General features: G+C 71.6%; 17 protein-coding genes. 12 read left to right on the top strand and 5 right to left on the bottom strand.

Going from position 1 to position 17,679, the window contains the following annotated elements:
- Window positions 1-14: 14 nt before the first annotated feature.
- From KYK13_RS29180 to purB, 9 genes are all read left to right on the top strand, one after another.
- Window positions 15-317 (top strand): hypothetical protein, encoded by a 303-nt coding sequence (locus KYK13_RS29180; RefSeq protein WP_223636219.1) that lies wholly within the window; start codon window positions 15-17, stop codon window positions 315-317.
- Window positions 318-442: 125 nt separating this feature from the next.
- Window positions 443-712: a 30S ribosomal protein S15 gene (gene rpsO, locus KYK13_RS29175; RefSeq protein ID WP_014398807.1), complete on the top strand. Its 270-nt coding sequence runs from the start codon at window positions 443-445 to the stop codon at window positions 710-712.
- 414 nt (window positions 713-1,126) lie between these two features.
- On the top strand, window positions 1,127-3,283 hold the full coding sequence (pnp, locus tag KYK13_RS29170; protein WP_223636217.1) for a polyribonucleotide nucleotidyltransferase: 2,157 nt from the start codon (window positions 1,127-1,129) through the stop codon (window positions 3,281-3,283).
- Window positions 3,284-3,734: 451 nt separating this feature from the next.
- Window positions 3,735-4,532, top strand: coding sequence for a hypothetical protein (locus KYK13_RS29165; RefSeq protein WP_223636215.1), 798 nt, complete (start codon window positions 3,735-3,737; stop codon window positions 4,530-4,532).
- Window positions 4,533-4,544: 12 nt separating this feature from the next.
- Window positions 4,545-5,555, top strand: coding sequence for a M23 family metallopeptidase (locus tag KYK13_RS29160; protein ID WP_223636213.1), 1,011 nt, complete (start codon window positions 4,545-4,547; stop codon window positions 5,553-5,555).
- A gap of 61 nt (window positions 5,556-5,616) precedes the next feature.
- Window positions 5,617-6,072: a dUTP diphosphatase gene (dut, locus tag KYK13_RS29155; protein WP_223636211.1), complete on the top strand. Its 456-nt coding sequence runs from the start codon at window positions 5,617-5,619 to the stop codon at window positions 6,070-6,072.
- A 113-nt stretch (window positions 6,073-6,185) separates the two neighbouring features.
- Window positions 6,186-9,086 (top strand): SUMF1/EgtB/PvdO family nonheme iron enzyme, encoded by a 2,901-nt coding sequence (locus tag KYK13_RS29150; protein WP_223636208.1) that lies wholly within the window; start codon window positions 6,186-6,188, stop codon window positions 9,084-9,086.
- Entirely contained in the window at window positions 9,083-10,042 is a 960-nt protein-coding gene (locus KYK13_RS29145) for an ABC transporter substrate-binding protein (RefSeq protein ID WP_223636205.1), read from the top strand. Before KYK13_RS29150 ends, KYK13_RS29145 begins: the two co-directional genes overlap by 4 nt.
- Window positions 10,039-11,352, top strand: a complete 1,314-nt coding sequence (purB, locus tag KYK13_RS29140) for an adenylosuccinate lyase (protein ID WP_223636202.1) — start codon at window positions 10,039-10,041, stop codon at window positions 11,350-11,352. The genes KYK13_RS29145 and purB overlap by 4 nt, the downstream gene beginning before the upstream one ends.
- A gap of 30 nt (window positions 11,353-11,382) precedes the next feature.
- Here the strand turns inward: purB and KYK13_RS29135 are convergent, their stop codons facing one another.
- Both KYK13_RS29135 and KYK13_RS29130 read right to left on the bottom strand, forming a co-directional pair.
- Complete coding sequence (locus KYK13_RS29135) at window positions 11,383-12,339, bottom strand: phosphoribosylaminoimidazolesuccinocarboxamide synthase (RefSeq protein ID WP_223636199.1); 957 nt, start codon at window positions 12,337-12,339, stop codon at window positions 11,383-11,385.
- A 78-nt stretch (window positions 12,340-12,417) separates the two neighbouring features.
- Window positions 12,418-13,008, bottom strand: a complete 591-nt coding sequence (locus KYK13_RS29130; RefSeq protein ID WP_223636196.1) for a hypothetical protein — start codon at window positions 13,006-13,008, stop codon at window positions 12,418-12,420.
- A gap of 51 nt (window positions 13,009-13,059) precedes the next feature.
- Here KYK13_RS29130 and KYK13_RS29125 point away from each other — a divergent pair, with 51 nt between their 5' ends.
- Window positions 13,060-13,800, top strand: coding sequence for an RNA methyltransferase (locus tag KYK13_RS29125; protein ID WP_223636193.1), 741 nt, complete (start codon window positions 13,060-13,062; stop codon window positions 13,798-13,800).
- A 38-nt stretch (window positions 13,801-13,838) separates the two neighbouring features.
- Here the strand turns inward: KYK13_RS29125 and KYK13_RS29120 are convergent, their stop codons facing one another.
- From KYK13_RS29120 to KYK13_RS29110, 3 genes are all read right to left on the bottom strand, one after another.
- On the bottom strand, window positions 13,839-14,111 hold the full coding sequence (locus KYK13_RS29120; RefSeq protein ID WP_223636190.1) for a vegetative protein: 273 nt from the start codon (window positions 14,109-14,111) through the stop codon (window positions 13,839-13,841).
- Window positions 14,112-14,262: 151 nt separating this feature from the next.
- Window positions 14,263-15,498, bottom strand: a complete 1,236-nt coding sequence (locus KYK13_RS29115; protein ID WP_223636187.1) for a S1C family serine protease — start codon at window positions 15,496-15,498, stop codon at window positions 14,263-14,265.
- 129 nt (window positions 15,499-15,627) lie between these two features.
- The gene (locus tag KYK13_RS29110; RefSeq protein ID WP_223636184.1) at window positions 15,628-15,918 is read right to left on the bottom strand and encodes a hypothetical protein; all 291 of its coding nucleotides are present in this window, start codon (window positions 15,916-15,918) and stop codon (window positions 15,628-15,630) included.
- 114 nt (window positions 15,919-16,032) lie between these two features.
- Between KYK13_RS29110 and KYK13_RS29105 the strand changes: the two genes are divergently transcribed.
- Both KYK13_RS29105 and KYK13_RS29100 read left to right on the top strand, forming a co-directional pair.
- The gene (locus KYK13_RS29105) at window positions 16,033-17,097 is read left to right on the top strand and encodes a CFI-box-CTERM domain-containing protein (RefSeq protein WP_223636181.1); all 1,065 of its coding nucleotides are present in this window, start codon (window positions 16,033-16,035) and stop codon (window positions 17,095-17,097) included.
- Window positions 17,094-17,675: a TlpA disulfide reductase family protein gene (locus KYK13_RS29100; RefSeq protein WP_223636178.1), complete on the top strand. Its 582-nt coding sequence runs from the start codon at window positions 17,094-17,096 to the stop codon at window positions 17,673-17,675. Before KYK13_RS29105 ends, KYK13_RS29100 begins: the two co-directional genes overlap by 4 nt.
- The last annotated feature ends 4 nt before the right edge of the window (window positions 17,676-17,679 follow it).

Genomic DNA, 17,679 nt, shown 5'->3' with positions numbered 1-17,679 from the left:
CCCATGACATCTCCGTGAGCGTGGCCCCGGGCCTTCGCGGCGCCTTCGACGGGCGGCGCGAGCTGTCCCTGGGCGTGCCCGCGACGGCGGACATCGGCGACGTGGTGGAGGCGCTCCTGCGGCTGTACCCGCGCACCCAGAAGCTGCTGGCGGGCGACGGCGGCGACGCGGGGGGCCCCTACCTGCACATGGCCCTGGACGAGGCCTCGGCCCGGGAGCTCTCCCCGGGTGGGGGCGGAATGGATGCCGGGTGCCGGTTGTACGTCTTCGCACTGTCACGCCCCCCGAAGGGCGGACGGACGGGCGGCGAAGGTTGACCCCCCAGGGGGTGAAGCTTATAAGCGGCCCGCTCGTTAGTAGGACCATGTGGCCGGGTCTGTACCCCTCCGCGGACCCAGGCGGCACGAGCAGTCACCCCGGAGCGGGATTCAGGAAGAAGCCCATGTCGTTGCATCAGGAGCGCAAGAGCGAGCTGGTCACGAAGTTCCGCACCCACGAGTCCGACACCGGCTCGCCCGAGGTGCAGGTGGCGCTGCTGTCCGAGCGCATCAACATGCTCACCGAGCACTTCAAGACCCACAAGAAGGACCACCACTCCCGCCGCGGTCTGCTGAAGCTGGTCGGTCAGCGCCGCCGCATGCTGGACTACCTCAAGTCCAAGGACGTGGCCCGCTACAAGAAGCTCATCGAGGGCCTCGGCATCCGCAAGTAGTCCTCGAGCAGCACCCGGGGCGCTGGCACATCACCAGCGCCCCGCGCATTTGGGCAGCACGGTTTTTTGAAGCAGCAGTGGTTCAACACGAAGCGCGGACGCAGGCGAAGGAGTCGGGCGAGGGAGTGGTGGAGGCGGGCTCTTTTGGTTTCCGTTCAGACCGGCCGACCTGACGTTTCAGGTGGGCGGGTGTGATCAGGGATCAAGAGGTCTGGTCCATCCCTCCGGCGCTCCGCAACGGAGCCCGTTTCCGCAGTACAGGCAGCGTTCGTCTGGCATGTGCCTGCTTCAGGCCCTGGCGACCGCTCATTCCCAGAGGACCCCTTTACGGGCGGCCTCCGCCCCACGCATGTGGGCGGGCCGCGCCTGTCAAAGGGTCCTCGCACGCGAAGCAGGCACGGAAGGCCACACGACATGTTGAAGAAGAGCGTCAAGATTGGTGAGAACGAGCTGAGCATCGAGACGGGCCGCCTGGCCAAGCAGGCCGACGGCGCGGTGGTGGTCCGCTACGGCGACACCATGCTGCTCGTGACCGCGGTGAGCGCGCGGGAGAAGAAGGACGTCGACTTCCTGCCCCTCACGGTGGAGTACCAGGAGAAGCTGTACTCGGCGGGCCGCATCCCGGGCAGCTACTTCAAGCGCGAGGGCCGTCTGACGGAGAAGGAGACGCTGGCCTCCCGTCTGGTGGACCGCTCCTGCCGCCCGCTGTTCCCGGAAGGCTACGCCTACGAGACGCAGGTCATCGCGTCCGTCATCTCCGCGGACCCGGAGAACGAGGGTGACATCCACGGCATCACCGGCGCCTCCGCGGCGCTGTGGGTGTCGGACATCCCGTTCAACGGCCCCATCGCGGGCATCCGCGTGGGCCGCGTGGGCGGCCAGTTCGTGGCCAACCCCACCGCGAAGCAGCGCGAGCAGAGCGACCTGGACCTCGTCATGGCGGTGAGCCGCGAGGCCATCGTGATGGTGGAGGGTGGCGCGGAGGAGGTCAGCGAGGCGGACATGGTGGCGGCGCTGGAGTTCGGCCGTCAGAACGCCCAGCCCGCGCTGGACCTGCAGGACCAGCTGCGCGCGGAGCTGAAGAAGCAGGTGCGCGCCTACGAGAAGCTCCCCACCATCGACGAGGGCCTGCGCAACCAGGTCCGCGAGCTGGCGATGGAGGGCGTGAAGGCCGGCTACGCCATCAAGGAGAAGGCGGCCCGCTACGAGGCGCTCTCCAAGGCGAAGAAGGCGGCCGTCGCGGCGCTGAAGGAGAAGCTGGGCGAGGCCTTCACCCCGCAGGTGGAGAAGCACGCCAAGCAGGTCATCGAGGACCTGAAGTACGAGCACATGCGTGAAATCACGGTGAACGGTGGCCGCATCGGTGGCCGTCCGCACAACGTGGTGCGCCCCATCACCAACGAGGTGGGCGTGCTGCCCCGCACGCACGGCAGCGCGGTGTTCACCCGCGGCGAGACGCAGGCGCTCGTGGTCGTCACGCTGGGCACCAGCGAGGACGAGCAGCGGCTGGAGCTGCTCAGCGGCCAGGCCTTCAAGCGCTTCATGCTGCACTACAACTTCCCGCCGTTCAGCGTGAACGAGACCAAGCCCCTGCGCGGCCCCGGCCGTCGCGAGGTCGGCCATGGCGCCCTGGCGGAGCGCGCGCTGCGCAACATGATTCCGGGCAGCGACTCGTTCCCGTACACGGTGCGCCTGGTCTCCGAGATCCTGGAGTCGAACGGCTCGTCCTCCATGGCGTCCGTGTGCGGTGGCACGCTGGCGCTGATGGACGCGGGCGTGCCCATCAAGGCGCCGGTGGCGGGCATCGCCATGGGCCTGGTGAAGGAGGGTGAGAAGATCGCCATCCTGTCCGACATCCTGGGTGACGAGGACCACCTGGGCGACATGGACTTCAAGGTCTGCGGCACGTCCAAGGGCATCACGTCCATCCAGATGGACATCAAGATCACCGGCCTCACCACGGAGATCATGAGCCGCGCGCTGGAGCAGGCGCGTCAGGGCCGCGAGCACATCCTGGCGGAGATGGCGAAGACGCTGAACGCGCCGCGCAAGGAGATCAGCCAGTTCGCGCCGCGCATCACGACCATCCAGATCCGTCCGGAGTTCATCAAGAACGTCATCGGGCCGGGCGGCAAGGTGATCAAGGACATCATCGCCCGCACGGGTGCGGCCATCAACATCGAGGACTCCGGCCGCGTGGACATCGCCAGCGCGAACGGCGAGGCGGTGAAGGCGGCCATCGCGATGATCCAGGCGCTCACGCGAGAGGCGGAGATCGGGAAGATCTACACGGGCACGGTGCGGAAGATCGCCGAGTTCGGCGCCTTCGTGGAGCTGTTCCCGGGCACTGACGGCCTCATCCACATCTCCGAGCTGTCCGACAAGCGCGTGAAGAGCGTGTCGGACGTGCTGAGCGAGGGCGACGAGGTGCTGGTGAAGGTCGTCAGCATCGACAAGACGGGCAAGATCCGCCTGTCGCGCAAGGAGGCCATGGCCGAGCGCGCCAACGCGCAGGGCACGCCCCCCGCGGTCGCCGCCCCGGTGACGACCACGCCGGACGCGAAGGCCTGAGTCCGGCCCCCGCGTAGCGGCCCTCCGTGAGGAGGGCCGCTTCCGGAAAAGACGCCCCGTCTGCTTCCGCCTCCGGGCGCGAAGGGGCGGGGCGTTGTCATTGCGGGGCAGGGGACCTCGTCGGCGGCGCATCTTGGGAACCTGTCCGACAGTCGGACAGGTTTCGAGAACCGTGGCCGACCTGCCGCGCTGACGCACTCGCACGGAGGGGTCTCTCACCGCCGTGGCTGGAGTGCTTCCGCTCCGCCCGAGCGGCGGAAACCTGTCCGACGCTCGGACCGGTTCGGAGCGCGTGGCGCGGGAGCGCGCAGCAGGTCCTTCGTTTCGGCCCCTGGCCGCGCCAGGGTGGCTCAGGATGGGGGCAGGGGGTGTTTTCGTCCTGGGGGACGGGACGCTTAAAACCCGGGGAGGGCCTCCCGCGTTGATGGGGGACCGCCCGGAGGCGCGCTCCATGCAGGTCCACCCATCCCACTCCTCGGAGCCTTCGAGCAGCTTCCTCACGGATGTCTCCCGGTTCCTCGGGGCGTTCCGCTGGGCGTTCATGCCGTTGGGGCTGCTCGCGCTGGTCGCGGTGGGCGTGCACGCGGCGGCGGACACGCTGGATGACCGCATCCTCACGGCGGTGGACCGGCTGGACTCCGCGTTCGACGCTTGGGTGGGGCAGTTCCCCTCGCTCGCGTCCATGGTGGATTGGGTGTCGCTGGAGACGCGCACCCGGCTGGCGCGCGCGCTGGCCCTGTGCTGGGAGCTGGCGGCGGACCTGCTCCTGGCGCTGCCGGCGCTGGGCTATCGCGAGACCGACGCGGCCCGGCCCGTGGAGTCCTGGCGTCCCGTGACGGCTCCCGCTTCAGAGTCCTCGTCGTGGAAGGCGCTCGTGCGGCGCTGTTTGCGGCGGCCCGCTCCCATGCGATGGGTGCGGCCCCTGGCCACTGCCGGCGTGGTGCTCGCGGGGGCTTGCACGGTGGCGCGGCTCGTCCAGGGGACGGTGTACCTGTCGTGGCGGCCGCTGTTTGGCGACGCCGCCTCGGATTGGGCGGCTCGGGGACTGGCGGTGGCGGCGCTTTGCGGTGTCTCCCTGTCGCTGGGGTGGCGCGCGGTGCTTCGCAACCTCCAACACGCGGACGCGGCGTGTGAAGCGGCGGGACTGCGGCGGGCGTGGACTCGCGGGCTCTTGGGGTGCCTCGTGGTGGCGCCCCTGGGACTGGCCGCGGCGTGCGATGCGGCCCCGGTGCTGTCCTTCCTTCGCTGAGGCTTGTGCCGCATGTTCGCTCGACGCGCCCGGGGACTGCTGGACTTCACCTTCGCGCTCCTGTGCGTGTGGTGCGCGTACCACCACACGCCCGCGGGCGCGCTCTTGCGGCGTGCGGGCGCCTGGGCCTTCCACGCTCGCACCACGGCCCGGCCGCTGCTCGCCTACTACGACGGCGTGAGCGGCACGGCGGTGCCCGTCCCGGATGCGCTGCCCGCCGCGCTGCTCACGCGGGTGCCCACGAGCGCGGAGGCGCTGGCGTGGGGGACGCACGCCGCGCTGAAGGCCCTGGACCCGAAGGCCCGTGAGCCCGCGCTCGCGCTGGCCCGGGAGCTGAACCTCGCTCCGGAGGCTCTGGTGGACCCGGTGGCGGGACCGGCGGCGACCCAGAGGCTGCTGGAGGCGCTCGCCGCGGACTTCCCTGCGGAGGAGGCGCGGGTGACGGCGGTGTTCGTCGGGCGGGTGCCCGCGCGCTTCGCGCTGGAGCGGGTGGGGGCGGAGGGTGGGGCGCTCAACCTGGAGCGCCTCGCGAAGCAGCTGCCCCCGGGCTTCGAGGGCTCCGCCGTGGGCGCGGCCCAGGCGCTGGCGCTGTCCACGGCGCTGATGCTCGGGTGGCCGGTGTCGCAGAGCGCTCCCGTGACGAGCCCCTTCGGCTATCGCGTCCACCCCACGCTGCGCACGCGACGGATGCACACCGGCGTGGACCTGGCGGTGCGCTCGGGGACGACGGTGACGGCCGTGGCCGCGGGCGTGGTGCGCCGCGCGAGCGAGGACTCCGTCAACGGCCGCGTGCTGGTGCTGGATCACGGGCGGGGCGTGACGACGGCGTACTGCCACAACTCCGAACTGCTGGTGAAGGCGGGCACACGGGTGGAGAAGGGCCAGGCCATCGCGCTGTCGGGCAGCACCGGCCGGTCCACCGGGCCGCACCTGCACTACCAGCTGGAGTTGGCCGCGCGGCCGGTGGATCCGCTCGGGTTCCGCACCGCCCCGCGCATGGTGGACGGCGCGACCGACTTGTGACGGGGCCGGAGGCCAGGGCCAGGAAGTAGAGGGGGGCCGGCGTGCGTGTTACGGCGGGACCATGGACGCCAGGCTGACTGTTCCCGTGCGCCGGGTGCGCTCGCATCCGGACCCGCTGCCCCTGCCTCGGTACGAAACGGAGCTGGCCGCGGGCCTGGACCTGCGGGCGGACATCGACGGCGAGCGGGTGCTCCAACCCCTGGAGCGGATGGCGGTGCCCACGGGGCTGGCCTTCGCGCTTCCGCCGGGCTTCGAGGGCCAGGTGCGGCCCCGCTCGGGGCTGGCGCTGCGGCACGGGGTGACGTGCCTCAACTCCCCCGGGACGGTGGACGCGGACTACCGGGGGGAGGTCCAGGTGATTCTCATCAACCTGTCCAACACCCCCTTCACCCTGCGACGGGGAGACCGGGTGGCCCAGCTGGTGGTGGCCCCGGTGACGGCCTCGGCGCTGCGGGAGGTAGAGGTGCTGGAGGCGACTTCCCGGGGGGACGGAGGTTTCGGGTCCACGGGCCGTTAGGGCCCGGCGCGCAACGTCGTTCCTCAATGGCCTGGGAGCGGGCAGAATGGAGGCCCCCGGCCGTCCGCCGGGGAGGCCGCCCCCCCGCGGCCCCGTTCCGGAGTTTCACAGCTTTGCTCTGCTACCGCTGCGGCAGCCATGTCCCCGATACGAGTGAAACCTGCGCCACGTGTGGCCAGAAGTTCGACGCGGCCGCGCGTCAGGCTGCGGGGGCGGCGCGCCGCAAGGGCACGGAGGGCGCGCCGTACAGGCCGGGCGACGTCGTCGCGGACCGCTATGCCATCCAGGAAGTGGTGGGCGCGGGGCCGCTGGGCTTCGTCTTCCGCGCGCAGGACCAGGCCATTGACGTGGAGGTGGCGCTGAAGGTCGTGCAGCCCCGGCTGGTGCAGCAGCCGGAGGAGCGCACGCAGTTCGCGCTGTCCATGCGGGTGGGCAAGAAGCTCAACCACCCCAACCTGGTGCGTGTGTACGAGGAGGGCGTGGACGGGGACCGGCCCTTCTTCACGATGCAGCTGCTCGAAGGCGTCACCCTGCGCCGGATGATGGAGCAGCGCGCGGCGAAGGGGCAGCTGTTCTCGCTGAAGGAAGTGGAGCCGCTGCTGGCGCAGATGGCGGCGGCGCTGGACGGGGCGCACCGCTTCGGGCCGCACTCGAACGTGAAGCCGGAGAACGTCTTCGTCCTGCCGGACATGCTGAAGGTGTCGGACTACGGACTGGGGCTCGCGGTGCCGCACCTGCCCTTCGCGCAGGCGCAGAAGGGGCACCGGGCGGCGGCGTACATCGCCCCGGAGTACGTGAATGGCGCGGAGCTGGACACGCGCATGGACGTGTACTCGCTGGGCGTGCTGGTGGGGGAGCTGGTGACGGGGCTCCTGCCGGAGGACGGCGGGGTGCCCGAGGTGTCCGTGCGGCACCCGGACCTGCCGCCCGCGTTCGAGTCCCTCTACCGGCGCGCGCTCAACATGAACCCGTTGGCCCGGCCGAGGTCGGGCGGTGAGTTGCACGCGGAGTTCGCGGCGCTGGTGCAGAAGCACCCGGCCGCGGCGTCCAGGCAGCGCGCGGTGCCCGCGGGAGTGTTGTCGCCGGCGGCGGTGGCCGCGCGCGCGGCGAACAAGCCGTTGCCGCCGGTGCCCACGGGCATGTTGCCGGCGGTGGCGAGCGCCCCGACGCCGGCCGCGCCCGTTCCTGCCGTGGAGGAGGAGCCGCCTCCGGATGCGACGCAGCCGCTGGACGCGGCGACGCTGGCGGCCATCCTGGGCTCGAACGCGCAGGCGCTGGACTACATCACGGGGCCGGAAGCGCGCTCCGTGTCCGACGCGGCGACGCAGCAGGAGATGCGCGCGGTGGCGGCGCCGGGCCGCAAGGGCGCGGAGGCGGCACCGCAGGATCCGCGGTTCCTGGGGCAGGGGGCCGAAGCCGCGACGCAGCAGGAGGCCCGTGCGGCCTCGCGCGCGCCGGATGAACCGCGCGCGGCTCCGGCCAAGGCCGCCGAGCCCGTGATGCGCATCTTCGCGAAGGCGGAGGAGCCGTCACTCCTGGCGGAGTCCCGTGGCGCCCGCTCCGCGGACGAGTCGCGGTCCCAGGGCCGTGGCGGCGGTGATGCGGAGGCGCGTTCCAACGGCCGGGGTGAAGCCTCCGTGGGGGATGGGCGCTCCGGTGGCCGCGGTGAGGCGTCTTCGGGCGACCTTCGCTCCAACGGCCGCGGCGAGGCCGCGTCCGGCGACGGACGCTCCGGTCGCGGTGAGTCCTCCTCGGGAGACCTGCGCTCCAACGGCCGTGGCGAGTCCTCCTCGGGCGAGGGGCGCTCCAACGGTCGCGGCGAATCCTCGGTGAGCGAAGGGCGCTCGGGTCGCGGCGGTGAGTCCTCCGACAGCCGCCCCAGCCACCGCAACGCGGATGCATCCGCAGCGGAGTCACGGTCCGGCCGGGGCTCGGATGACGACGAACCCTCGGAGTCCCGTTCCTCCGGCCGCGGTGGCCGCTCGTCGCGGGCCTCTGGCGCGGTGTCCTCCGCGAGCCCGCGCGGGGCGGACCCATCCGGTCCTCGCGCCCCGCGGGCCCCGGCGGCCCAGGGGGCGGCCCGCTCCTCCAGCGTTCAAGGCGAGAACCCCACGGGCGGCCGCTCCCGCAAGGGCGAACCTCCTCCCGACGTGTCAGGGGCCCGCTCCTCGGCGCGGCGTCTGCCGCCCTCGACCTCCGGGCTGCACACGCTCCCCACGACGCGCGCCGCGCAGGCGAAGCCCGCCCGCGCCGGTCCCAGCTCCATGATGTGGATGGTCATCCTCGCGGTGGCCGGCGTCGTGCTGGGCGCGGGCGGTGGTTACCTCTACCTGCGCCTGCGCCAGTCCCAGGCCGCGAAGAATGGCCATGTCCCCGGGACGCCCGCGCCAGCCGCCGCGACGGGCGCGCTCATCGACACGCTCCACTGTCCGGCCGGCATGAAGCCGGTGAGCGGCGGCAGCTTCAAGAAGGGCACGTCCCCGGAGGACCTGCAGGCATCCGGCTCCACCGATGAGATGCCCATGGAGAGCGTCATGGTGGACTCGTTCTGCATCGACGAATTCGAGTTCCCCAATCAACCCGGCAGGAAGCCGCGTGTGCAGGTGACGTGGCTCGACGCCAAGGCCGCCTGCGAGGGACTCGGCAAGCGGCTGTGCTCGGAGGATGAGTGGGAGAAGGCCTGCAAGGGCCCCGGCAACGCGCGCTTCTCCTCCGGTGAGGAGCAGGCCCAGGCGGCCTGCAACACCGGCACGACGGATGCGGCCGCCGCGCGGTCCCTGGCGCAGGCCGGAGCCTTCCCGTCCTGCCGCTCCGCCTACAGCGTGGCGGACCTGTCCGGCAACGCCGCCGAGTGGACCGCCTCCAACCTCCCCGGCTCCGAGGACCGGCTGATCAAGGGCGGCGCCTTCGACACGGCCGGCGACACCGCCCGGTGCTCCGCGCGCCGTCGCGCCGCCCCGGCGTTCAAGGCCGCGAACGTGGGCTTCCGCTGCTGCCAGAACGTGCCGCAATGACGACCCTCCGGAGGCTCGCGCTCCTCACGCTCCTCCTGCCCGCCGTCGCCCTCGCGCAGGCCTCACCGCGAAGTCCCGCGCGGCCCCGCGTGGTGGCCGTGAAGTCCTCGGCCCTGGCGCCGTACGCCTCCTTCCTCGCCGGCTTCACGTCCGAGGCCCGCGCGGACGTCACCGAGCTGTCCCTGGAGGAGAGCCCCACGGAGGCCGCGCGCGTCTTCAAGTTGCTGGCCGCGCAGAAGCCCGCGCTGGTGCTCGCCCTGGGGCCGCTGGCCGCCAACACCGCGCGCCGCTCGCTGGGCGAGGACGTGCCCGTCCTCTTCGCCATGGTGCCGTACCACGAGAAGTACGGCCTGGAGGCGTCCAACGTCACCGGCATCGCGCTCACCAGCGACTTCGGGCCGGAGCTGGCCGCGCTCAAGGCCGTGGCTCCCGGCGCGAAGCGCGTGGGCATCCTGCATGACCCCCGCTCCTCGGCGGGCGCGGTGGCGCAGGCCCGCTCCGCTGGCTCGGCCCTGGGCCTCACCGTCGTCCCGCTGGCCGTGGAGGCGCAGGAGCGGGTGGGCGAGGTGCTGGAGGGCGCGGCGGGGAAGGTCGACGGGCTGTTGATGGTTGCGGACAAGACCGTGGGCACCGCATCCGTCGTCCAGGCGCTCATCGCCTTCAGCACCTCCCGCAAGGTGCCGCTGGTGGCGCTCACGGCCAGCCAGGTGAAGGAGGGCGCGACGCTGGCTCTCTCGCCGGCCTCGGTGGCGCTCGGGCAGCAGGCAGGGCGGCTGGCGAACCGAATCATCCTCGAGAAGGTCGACCCCGGCGCGCTGGCGGTGGCGCGGCCCGAAGGCCTGGACCTCTCGGTCAACCTCACCGCCGCGAAGCAGTCAGGTCCGTCCTGTGACGTCGTGCTGGAAGTGCTCCGGTTCGCGGCGCGCCGGGACTTTGCCGTGAAGGTCTACGAGTGATTCCACGCTACAGCCGTCCCGAAATGGCCGCCCTCTGGTCCGACGTCGCCCGCTACCGCCGCTGGCGCGACGTGGAGCTCGCCGCGCTGGAGGGCATGGTCGCGCAAGGCCTCGCCCCCAAGGAGGCGCTGACGGACTGCCTCGCCCGCGCCGGTGACTTCACCGAGGCGGACGCCGCGCGCATCGAAGAGATTGAGCGCACCACCAAGCACGACGTCATCGCCTTCCTCACCTTCGTGGAGGAGCGCGTGGGCCCCAGCGCCCGTTGGCTGCACCTGGGCATGACGTCGTCGGACGTGCTGGACACGTCGCTGGGCCTCACCCTGCGCGACTCCCTGGACCTGCTGCTCAAGGGCATGGACCGCGTGATGGCCGCGGTGGAGAAGCGCGCGTTCGAGCACAAGCACACGCTGCAGATGGGCCGCAGCCACGGCATCCACGCGGAGCCCATCACCTTCGGGCACAAGCTGGCCATCTGGTACGACGAACTGCGCCGGGGCCGCACGCGCCTGTTGCACGCGCGAGACACCATCGCGGTGGGCAAGATTTCCGGCGCGGTGGGCACGTTCGCGCACCTGCCGCCGTCGGTGGAGGAGCACGTCTGCCAGAAGCTGGGCCTCAAGCCCGCGCCCGCCTCCAGCCAGGTGGTGCAGCGCGACCGGCACGCGGAGTTCTTCACCGCCATCGCCCTGGTGGGCGCGAGCCTGGAGAAGTTCGCCGTTGAAGTCCGCCACCTCCAGCGCACGGAGGTGCGCGAGGCGGAGGAGCCCTTCACGCCGGGACAGAAGGGCTCCAGCGCCATGCCGCACAAGCGCAACCCCATCCTGTCGGAGAACCTCACGGGCCTCGCGCGCCTGCTTCGCGGCTACGCGGTGAGCGCCATGGAGGACGTGGCGCTGTGGCACGAGCGGGACATCTCGCACTCGTCCGTGGAGCGCGTCATCGGTCCGGACGCCACCATCCTGCTGGACTTCATGCTCCACCGCTTCGCGGGCCTGGTGGAGAACATGCGCGTCTACCCGGAGCAGATGAAGAAGAACCTGGACCTGCTGGGCGGCGTGGTGAACTCGCAGCGCCTCTTGCTGGAGCTCGCGCGCAAGGGCATGGACCGGCAGGCCGCGTACGTCGTCGTCCAGCGCAACGCGATGAAGATGTTCGAGGAGGGCGTGGACTTCCGGCAGGCCCTGCTCAACGACGCGGACCTGCTCAAGATGATGACGCCCGAGGAGATCGCCGACTGCTTCTCCCCGGGCTACCACACGCGTCAGATGGACGCGGTGTTCCAGCGCGTCTTCGGCCGCGCGAGCTGAACACCCGCGCGGCGCTGACGGGCGAGGGGCCTAGAGGTAGCCCTTCGCCCGCAGGTGCCCCTCGATGCGCGAGTGCACGTCCCCGGGCGTCAGCGCGAGGGACGTGCCGGTGATGCGCTCGTAGGCGGCCACGTACTTGGTGGCCAGGTCCACGCGCACGTCGTCCGGGATGGCGGGCACCGCGCCGTGGCCGGAGAAGTTCCGCTCGCGGATGAGCCACTGGCGGATGTTCTCCTTGTCCAACATCTTCTGGTCCTCGCCCCTGGCGAAGCGTGCCTCGTACTCGTCCGCCACCCAGTAGCGGCTGGAGTCCGGGGTGTGCATCTCGTCGATGACGTAGAGCGCGTCACCCACCTTCCCGAACTCGTACTTCGTATCCACCAGGATGAGGCCGCGCGTGCGCGCCCACTTCTGGCCCTCCAGGAACAGGCCCCGGGCGGCCTCCGTGATGCGGGCCCAGTCGCGCGGCGTTGCGAGCCCGCGGGAGAGGATTTCCGCCTCGGAGATGGGCTCGTCGTGCTGGCCGTACTCGGCCTTGGTGGACGGCGTGAGGATGGGCGCTTCGAACGCGCTGTCCTTGCGCAGCCCTTGCGCGAAGGGGACGCCGTAGGCGGTGTGCGTGCCCTTCTGGTAGTCGCGCCAGAGGCTGCCCGTCAGGTAGCCGCGCACCACCACCTCCACGGAGAAGGGCTGGCAGGCGCGCGCCACGGTGACGTTCGGGTCCGGCACGTCCAGCACGTGGTTGGGGACGATGTGCTTCGTGCGGTCGAACCAGAAGGCCGCCAGGCGGTTCAGCACCTCGCCCTTGAAGGGGATGGTGGTGAGCACGTGGTCGAACGCGGAGAGGCGGTCGCTCGTCACGAGGATGAGCGTGTCGCCCTTGCGGTAGGTGTCGCGAACCTTGCCCTTGTAGGGCGTGCCGAGCGACGGCAGGTCCGTCTGGCGAAGGGTGTGGGTGAGTTGCGCGTGGAGGGCGGAGGTGTTCACGTCGGAGGCGCCTCGCGGCCCCGGCCACTGACCGCCGGAAGGCGGCGCGAGCGGGGCCAGCTCATGAGGCGCGCGACTCTACTGGAGGCCCGCCGCCATGGAAGCAGGACCGTAGGCCGTTGCCAGATAGAGGAACGCCGGGTTGATCCGCAGGATGCCGTCCACGTAGGCGACCGCATACGGCGCGCCCGCGGCCCGGTCCACCCGCACCGCGCCCTCGGGCTGGATGTTCCACAGCGCCAGGAGCGTGCGCGCCACCAGCTCCGCGGCCTCGCGCTCGGACAGGCCCTGCAGGCTCTCCCGGCGGTCCTCCGGCCAACGGTCACCCGTCCGCGCGTCGAAGACGAACTGGAGGCCGCTGCCCGCGTCCGGCGGCTGGAGCAGGTCCGCGCGGGACTCGAAGCCCGGCGCCGCGACGAACTCGTTGCCCTGGATGATGGGGAAGAGCGCCACGCCCTGCGCGGACTGGCCGGCCTGAAGCTCCGACTGGCGCGCGATGTCCCGGAAGAGCTCCAGGCGGACGGCCGTGGACTCGAACTCCACCACCTCTGGCGAACTGCTGAGCGCCTGCCGCGCCGTGAGCGAGGAGCGCACGGGCGCGCCCGTGCCGTCACACGCGGTGGTGAGCAGCGACAGCGACAGGAGCAGGCCAGGGACCCAGCGACGCATCAGCGGGAATATACCGATCACGCTGACGCACCACCAGCTAAACTCAGGTGCATGCGTCCAGGTGCGGAGCTGACCGTCGTCCTTCATCAGACCCGTTCACCCGACAACCTCGGTGCGGTGTGCCGGGTCATGGCGAACTTCGATTTCGAACGTCTCGTCCTCTCCGAGCCCGTGGTCCAGGACTTCAGCGCCGCGGAGAAGATGGCCGTGAAGGGCGGCCACATCCTCGCGGGCATGCGTGTCGCGCCGGACCTCAAGGCCGCCCTGGAGGACTGCGTGTACGTGGTGGGCACCACGTCGCGCACCCAGGTGGAGAAGCGCACGCCCTTGAGCCCGGAGGACGCGGCGCGTCGGCTGGCGGAGGAGAGCCGGCGGGGGCGGGTGGCGCTGTTGTTCGGTGGCGAGCAGCGCGGGCTGTCCGACGAGGACCTCACCCATTGCCAGGACCTGCTCGTCATCCCCACCTCGGACGTGCAGCCGTCCATGAACCTGGCGCAGTCCTCGGCGGTGCTCCTGTACCTCTGCCACCGGCAGGGGCTGACGTCAGGGCCCGCGCAGCCGCCGGAAGCGGAGGCAGGCGCGCGGCTGGGGACGCTCAACGCGCTGAGCGGGCGCATGCGCGCGGCGATGCTGGCGGCGGACTTCCTCAACCCGCAGGCGCCGGAGCACGTGCTGCATGAGCTGGAGCGGACGTTGATGCGTGCGCGGCTGACCCAGCGCGAGGCGGAGCTGTGGCTCAACGCCTTCAAGCACCTGGGCCGCGCGGTGGCGCCGGGGACCTCCCGCGGGTGAGGCGGGGGGCCGGCGCCACGCGAACAGCCTGAGGCGATTTAGGCCGCCGCTTCCTTCTTGTAGGTCTCGGCGTAGTGCTTCTCGCACAGGCCGGCCTTGGGGCCGACCTTGGCGCGGCACTCCGGCTTGGAGCACACGCGGTAGCGCGAGTGGGGCAGCTCGCCCTGGCGCCACTTCTTGAAGTGGAAGAAGCAGTAGCTCTTGGCGCGGTAGGGGCGCTTGCAGCCCTCAACGGTGCACGCCTTCTTGCCGCCGCCCTTGGCGGTGCGCGGCCAATGGGTGAGCTTCGTCGTCTGGGTGGCCTCGGCCATGGTACGGACTCTCCTGCGAAACGATGCTTTGAAAACCCGCGGCGCCACCAGGAGGTGGATCCGCCACGATGTGAAGGCGGACGGTGTATCGCCGGGTTTCGCGGAACGCAAGGAGGCTGGAGACCCGCCAGGGCCCTGGAGGCCCCATCCGTCAGGGGGCGGCCAGGCCGTCCTCCTGCTCCCGGGGACCGCCCGCCCGGCCCGTCCGGTCACGGGGGACGGGGGAGAGGAGATCCTCCAGCACGGAGCGCGCCCCGGCCGCCCGCTCGCCCGGCGTTCCGCCCGAGGCCAGCGTGGACGGAGGCGCCTCCACCAGGGGCAGGTCCTCCAGCTTCACCTTCACCGTCAGGGGGCGGCCCAGCCGGCGCAACTGCAGGCGGATCTGCTGGCCCACGCCGCGCGCGGCCACCTGCCAGCGCAGCGTGTGCGCCCGCTCCACCGCCAGCCGGTCCATGTTCAGGATGACGTCGCCCGTGCGCAGGCCTGCTCGGGCCGCGGGGCCGTCCTCCACCACGTCCGTCACCACCACGCCCCGGCCGCGCGGGTTCAGGTTGAAGGCCTGCGCCACCTCCGGGGAGAAGTCCTGCACGCTGATGCCCATCCACCCGCGGCGCATGCGCCCGTGGGCCTTGAGCTGCGGAATCACCGTCTTCGCGATGTCGATGGGGATGGCGAACCCGATGCCCTGGCCGGACACGTTGACGGCGTTGGCCACCGCCACCACGTCGCCGTGCAGGTCCAGCACCGGCCCGCCGGAGTTGCCCGGGTTGATGGAGGCGTCCATCTGGAGGTAGTCGAAGTCGCCGTCGCGGCCGTTGGGCGTCACGTCCGTGCGGCCCACGTAGCTCACCACGCCCACCGTCACCGAGTGCGCCAGCCCGAACGGGTTGCCGATGACGACCACCCAGTCCGCGATGCCCACGTGGGACGCGGACGCCAGCTTCAACACCGGCAGCTTCCGGGGCGTGTCCACCTTGAGGAGCGCGCAGTCCGTGCGCTCGTCCTCGCCCACCACGGTGGCGGGGAACTCCTCCACGTAGCCGTTGGCGCTGCGGATGGAGATGGTGACCTCCGAGGCCCCGTCCACCACGTGCGCGCTGGTGAGGATGTAGCCGTCCGGATGGATGATGAACCCGGAGCCGATGCCGCGCTGGGGCTCTTCTCCTGGAGCCACCTCCGCGCTGTCCTGGCGCGTGGTGATGGACACCACGGCCGGCATGGCCCTGCGGGCCACGTCGCTGATGTTCGAGTGCTGACGGGAGACGGCGCGGTTCTGCGCCTCCAGCCACAGCTTCCCGGGCGTGCGGGCCCCGGCGCTCCCCGCTGTCCCCAGCGCGCACGCCAGCGCCGCCACCCTGATGCAGCCCCCGAACCGCTTCCAACCCATGGGCCCCGCCTTCCCACCGCCGTCCACCCAATGCCCCGGCGCAACCTAGGCACGGGGGCGAGCGGGGGGAAGTGGGGGACGCGGGCGATCAGCAACCGGCCCGCGAGGGTGGGGTCCCTACCAAGGCGCCTACTTCTTCTTGGCGATGATGTCGTTGATGGCCGCCCGGTCCTCGGCGGTGATGCGCTCGCGCGGGCCCGCGGCCGCGTTGGCGGACTTCTGGGACACGGCGCCCCTCGCGTCCTCCAGCGCGTCCTCCACGCTGCCCTTCACCTTGTCCATCGTGGAAGGGTTCACGGTCCGCTTCCAGGTGCGCTCCAGGTGGTCCAGCGGCGAACGGCCGTCCACCTTGCCCCGCGCCAGGAAGACGCCCAGGCCCACCGCGCAGGTCGTCCAGACCAGGAACTTCAACACGCCCATGATTCACATCCTCCTACGTCGTCTTACATCGGTCTGGGGCGGATGGCGAGTTTCCGGACCAGGGCGGGTGGCAGTCGCTGACAGGGGGCTGGCGGGCCCTTAAGGTCCACGCGCTTGCAGCCCGAAGAACTCATCAGGGCCGCCCAGACGCGGGCGGCGGGATTGGACGTGGGGCGCGGGGACGCGGCGCTGGAGCGCGTGCGGGCCCAGGCCTCGGCGTTGTTCGCGAAACTGCCGGAGCCCCCGGTGTACCGGCGGGCGGAGGACCCTTCGCGCAAGGCGGCCCAGGCGCTGTTGCCGGAGATGGAGCGGGTGCTGGCGGAGGCCTTCGCGGTGGCGCGAGAGCCGGCGGTGTCGCCGCTGGTGGACCGGCTGGTGGCGGCCCTGCGCGCGCACGCGGAGGCGCTGGTGCACACCGCGGACGGCCGGCTGGAGGCGGCGGAGCTGGCGTGGCGGAAGGCCCAGGAGCTGGAGCGGGCCGCGCACCCCACGCGCCAGATGGTGGGCCCGCCGCCGAGGCCGCCGCCGGTGTTCGACAAGGGCACGGGCGTGTCCCGCTACGACCCCCGCAACGCGGCCCAGGCGACCGTGAGGCTGGTGTGCCCCAACACGGGCTGCAAGCGGATGGGCGACTACGCCTTCATCCCGACGCACGCCTACCACCGGTTCGTCTGCCCGGCGTGCCGGGTGCCCTTCCTGGCCTACTTCGGCGAACTGAAGGGGCTGGAGGTGGAGCACCGGCGCAGCTCCAAGCGCTACCGCTTCACGGTGGACGAGGTGGGCAGCGCCGTCACCACGCGCATCGACTTCGAGGAGGCGGGCGGGCAGGAGTTCCCGGCGGCCCGGCGCGACCTGCTGTCCTTCCTCTACACGGAGCAGCGCGAGCTGAAGGTCGTGGTGAACCTCACCAACGGCAAGCTGATGTGGGTGAGCCCCGCGTCGTCCTGCTTCGTGGCGACGGCGGCCTTCGGCGAGGGCGCGCCGGAGCTGACGGCCTTCCGCGCCTTCCGCGACGACGTGCTCCGGAAGAGCCGGCTCGGCCAGGGGTTCATCGACGGGTACTATCATTGGGGCCCGCCGCTGGCGGCGTGGGTGGTGCGCCGGCCGCGGGTGCGGGCCGGAGTGCGCTGGGCCCTGACGCGGGTGCACGACCGCCTGACACGGAAGGAACGCGGATGACACAGCAGGACGGGACGGAAGGCTCGCCGCCGGCGCCGAGCGCGCGCGGGGACAAGGCCAAGACGGCGCTGGCGGTGGTGGCGGTGCTGGGGCTGGCGGCGCTGGCGTTCCTGGGCGTGCGCGAGGCGCAGCGGGCGCGGCTCGTTCCGGACGGGGCGTCGCCGCCGGCCTTCCAGTTGAAGAAGCACGAGGGCGGCTCGCTGACGCTGTCGGACCTGAAGGGCCGGGTGGTGATGCTCGACTTCTGGGCCACGTGGTGCCCGCCCTGCCGCGAGGAGATGCCCTCGCTGGTGAAGCTGGCGAAGGAGTACGAGTCCCAGGGGCTCATCTTCGTGGCGGCCAGCCGGGACGAGGGCTCCACGGCGCCGCAGGAGGTGGACTACTTCCTCCAGCGCTTCCAGCCGGAATTGCGTCCCTACGTCGTGTACGCGGACGACGACATGGCGCGGGCCTTCCAGGTGAACGCGCTGCCCACGCTCTACTTCCTGGATCGGGACGGCAAGGTCATCGACGCGCAGCGCGGCATGTTGTCCGAGGACGGCCTGCGCCGCCGCATCGAGCGCGCGCTCAAGCGCTAGGGTG

The organism is Corallococcus sp. EGB (genome assembly GCF_019968905.1).
Classification (GTDB): domain Bacteria; phylum Myxococcota; class Myxococcia; order Myxococcales; family Myxococcaceae; genus Corallococcus.
The sequence above is the reverse complement of the archived record's forward strand: the minus strand, read 5'-3'. Positions and strand labels throughout refer to the sequence as shown.

Bases quoted from the DNA above. Each gene is read 5' to 3' on its own strand.
- rpsO (WP_014398807.1), top strand. From the start codon at position 443: ATGTCGTTGCATCAGGAGCGCAAGAGCGAGCTGGTCACGAAGTTCCGC.
- KYK13_RS29125 (WP_223636193.1), top strand. From the start codon at position 13,060: ATGCGTCCAGGTGCGGAGCTGACCGTCGTCCTTCATCAGACCCGTTCA.
- KYK13_RS29160 (WP_223636213.1), top strand. From the start codon at position 4,545: ATGTTCGCTCGACGCGCCCGGGGACTGCTGGACTTCACCTTCGCGCTC.
- KYK13_RS29120 (WP_223636190.1), bottom strand. From the start codon at position 14,111: ATGGCCGAGGCCACCCAGACGACGAAGCTCACCCATTGGCCGCGCACC.
- KYK13_RS29115 (WP_223636187.1), bottom strand. From the start codon at position 15,498: ATGGGTTGGAAGCGGTTCGGGGGCTGCATCAGGGTGGCGGCGCTGGCG.
- pnp (WP_223636217.1), top strand. From the start codon at position 1,127: ATGTTGAAGAAGAGCGTCAAGATTGGTGAGAACGAGCTGAGCATCGAG.
- KYK13_RS29100 (WP_223636178.1), top strand. From the start codon at position 17,094: ATGACACAGCAGGACGGGACGGAAGGCTCGCCGCCGGCGCCGAGCGCG.
- KYK13_RS29165 (WP_223636215.1), top strand. From the start codon at position 3,735: ATGCAGGTCCACCCATCCCACTCCTCGGAGCCTTCGAGCAGCTTCCTC.
- dut (WP_223636211.1), top strand. From the start codon at position 5,617: ATGGACGCCAGGCTGACTGTTCCCGTGCGCCGGGTGCGCTCGCATCCG.
- KYK13_RS29130 (WP_223636196.1), bottom strand. From the start codon at position 13,008: ATGCGTCGCTGGGTCCCTGGCCTGCTCCTGTCGCTGTCGCTGCTCACC.
- KYK13_RS29110 (WP_223636184.1), bottom strand. From the start codon at position 15,918: ATGGGCGTGTTGAAGTTCCTGGTCTGGACGACCTGCGCGGTGGGCCTG.
- KYK13_RS29145 (WP_223636205.1), top strand. From the start codon at position 9,083: ATGACGACCCTCCGGAGGCTCGCGCTCCTCACGCTCCTCCTGCCCGCC.